At 41.9% G+C, this 2,530-nt stretch carries 2 protein-coding genes; both read right to left on the reverse strand.

Going from position 1 to position 2,530, the window contains the following annotated elements:
* Positions 1–262: 262 nt before the first annotated feature.
* On the reverse strand, positions 263–1,414 hold the full coding sequence (locus ACTQ50_RS19395) for an IS91 family transposase (protein ID WP_441485530.1): 1,152 nt from the start codon (positions 1,412–1,414) through the stop codon (positions 263–265).
* Positions 1,414–2,256, reverse strand: a complete 843-nt coding sequence (locus tag ACTQ50_RS19400) for a tyrosine-type recombinase/integrase (RefSeq protein WP_441485531.1) — start codon at positions 2,254–2,256, stop codon at positions 1,414–1,416. The genes ACTQ50_RS19395 and ACTQ50_RS19400 overlap by 1 nt, the downstream gene beginning before the upstream one ends.
* Positions 2,257–2,530: the final 274 nt, after the last annotated feature.

A 2,530-nucleotide genomic window follows, 5' to 3' on the forward strand; every position in this document is an offset into this window, starting at 1 on the left:
TTGATTAGAAACCAATCGAAGTTGGTGTAAACGATAAAGCAGCTTACAACATTTGATAAACTGCCCTATCGTTTACATCAATTTCGATTTTTCTATAGTGAACAAAGTCGCGTCACCGGAGCCGATATGTATGGACTTTCAATCTTTACACTTTACTATAAGATAAAGGTTGTGCCATTGTGGCAGATGGCTCGTTTCTGAATCTAAGCACGACAAATAGACCTCATTTCTGAGGCTTTTCAAAAAATATGAATATCAAGCTTTAAATACGTAGTGGTATCCGCTGTTGTGGTTTCCCAAGGTGTCCGCCACAGCATTTACAGACAGTAACCTTAATACCGTAGAGGGTTTCGAGCATCTGTGGAGTATCCAGGTCTTTCAGCCGGGAAAGATACTGTTTGCAGCCAAGGAGATTCCGGCATAATGTCAGATGTCTGGTTTTGGTTCTGGTACATAGTAACCCATAGTGCCTGATTCTGACAAAGCGTTTAGGAGGCACATGCATAAGAAACCGGCGAATAAATTCAACACCGGAAATGGTAAATTCCTTCCAGTTGCCTTCTTCTCGGTAGTCTTTGACATAGTAAGTAACGGTATCTTCATCCATGCGGATGATACGATGGTTGCTGATGGCAATCCGGTGGGTGTATTTTCCAAGGTAGTTAATAACGGACTGTGCACCGTTGAAGGTTTTTTTGCAATGAGGAACCCAGTCTTTGTCATAACAAAGGTCTAGGAGTTCTTTGAAAACATAATGGTTGCGGTACTTTTCACTGCTTCCGTGAAACTGAAGTTTTTTCTCTTCCCAGAGGTTTTTCAGTTCATCCAGATATTTACCCCGAAACAGTTTTGATAACACTTTTACCGGAAGAAAGAATTCTTCTCCTTTATCACGCCATTGATTGTTGGAAGTCAGACCACCACCGAGTAGAATGACATGAATATGGGGATGGTAATTCATTTCAGAGCCCCAGGTATGTAACACGCAAATATATCCAACCTTTGCTCCGAGATGTTTTGTATCTTCGGTCAGCTCATTTATAGTTGCGGAAACAGAATGATACATTGCATCATATAGAAGCTGCTGGTTGCTGTAGATTAAAGAATTGAGTTCTTGTGGAACAGTAAATACCACATGAAAGTAAGGAGCATCCAGAACATCCTCACGGCATTTGTCTATCCACATTTCTTTTGGTAGTGCCTGACACATGGGACAGCATCTGTTACGGCAGGAATTATAATGGATTTGCAAGTGGCCACAGTCCTCACACATGCTTACGTTGGCACCATAAGCACCGGTTTTGCAGTTGATGATGCAGTTTGCAGCTTTGGACTGCTGGGGAGAAGGTGTGTATTTATCAAGGTATTCAGGATAAAACCGTAGAAATATATCCTGTACAGTAGGATGCTTCATTATGAATCCTCCTGTATATCAAAAGGGCTTTTAATGCCAAGTAAAGTTTTGTTACTGACATGAAGATAAATCTCGGTAGACTTAGGATCCAAGTGACCTAACAATGCCTGAATATATTTAATATCACATCCGGCTTCCAGAAGATGACTGGCGAAGCTGTGCCTGAATGCGTGTGAAGTGACATGCTTAGGGATTCCGGCCCGTTCAGAGCTTCTTCTTAATACTTGATTTACCGCAGAGATATCCAGATATTCTCCGGTTGTCTGACTTGGAAAGAGGATATTTCTGGGTCTTTGGCACTGAAACCAGTACTGAGTCAGAATGTCGAGAGTGCGGTCAGCCAGAATGGTGTATCGGTCCATTCTGTTTTTGGTATTGCGGATGTGAATGGAATGATTGCTTCGAGATATATCATCATAATGCAAATGGGTTGCTTCAGACACTCGAAGACCGCCTGAGTACATAACAGCAAAGATGGCTTTGTATTTCAGGTTTGTGGTGATATCAAGGATTGCATTCACTTCTTCTCTTGAGAGAACAGTAGGAAGGGAGCGGTCACGTTTCATTCTGGGAATTTCATCTTCGTCCCAGTTGAGCTTGAGTACCCGCTTGTACATGAAGCGTAAAGCACCATAGTAGTGGTTGTAGGTTTCAGGTAAAATGCCCATCAGTCTTTTGGTGGTCAGGTAATCATCCGCATCAGCTACAGTAAGTTCCTGCCAGGGTTTACCTGTAGCATTCAGGAAAGGGCTAAGGGCGTGACAATACGCCTTTGTAGTGGATTCCTTAAGATTCTTTTTCTGTGCAGCAATAGTTACTAATTCAAAAATATCTTCGTACATAAAATAACCTCCATGAAATAAAAGTAGTAATAACAACAGTAACTACCCATTATGGAGGAGCATTTGCAAAATAAAACTGCTTGTGAAAGCAGCCTGAAGGTGGTATCATTTTCATAGGCAGTTGTCGGGACTAAGCCCGTGTTTGAAGTTTGTTATTGGTCGTGCTTTAACAATACTATCTTGGGACAATCCTGTCACTGCCTTTTTTAGAAAAAGTAGAAAACTGCGCCACAGCCTTGGCAGGCCATCGCGCAGCGATTTTGTTCAATTTGAA

Source organism: Blautia sp. Sow4_E7 (assembly GCF_052116245.1).
Classification (GTDB): domain Bacteria; phylum Bacillota; class Clostridia; order Lachnospirales; family Lachnospiraceae; genus Blautia_A.

Bases quoted from the DNA above. Each gene is read 5' to 3' on its own strand.
- ACTQ50_RS19395 (WP_441485530.1), bottom strand. From the start codon at position 1,414: ATGAAGCATCCTACTGTACAGGATATATTTCTACGGTTTTATCCTGAA.
- ACTQ50_RS19400 (WP_441485531.1), bottom strand. From the start codon at position 2,256: ATGTACGAAGATATTTTTGAATTAGTAACTATTGCTGCACAGAAAAAG.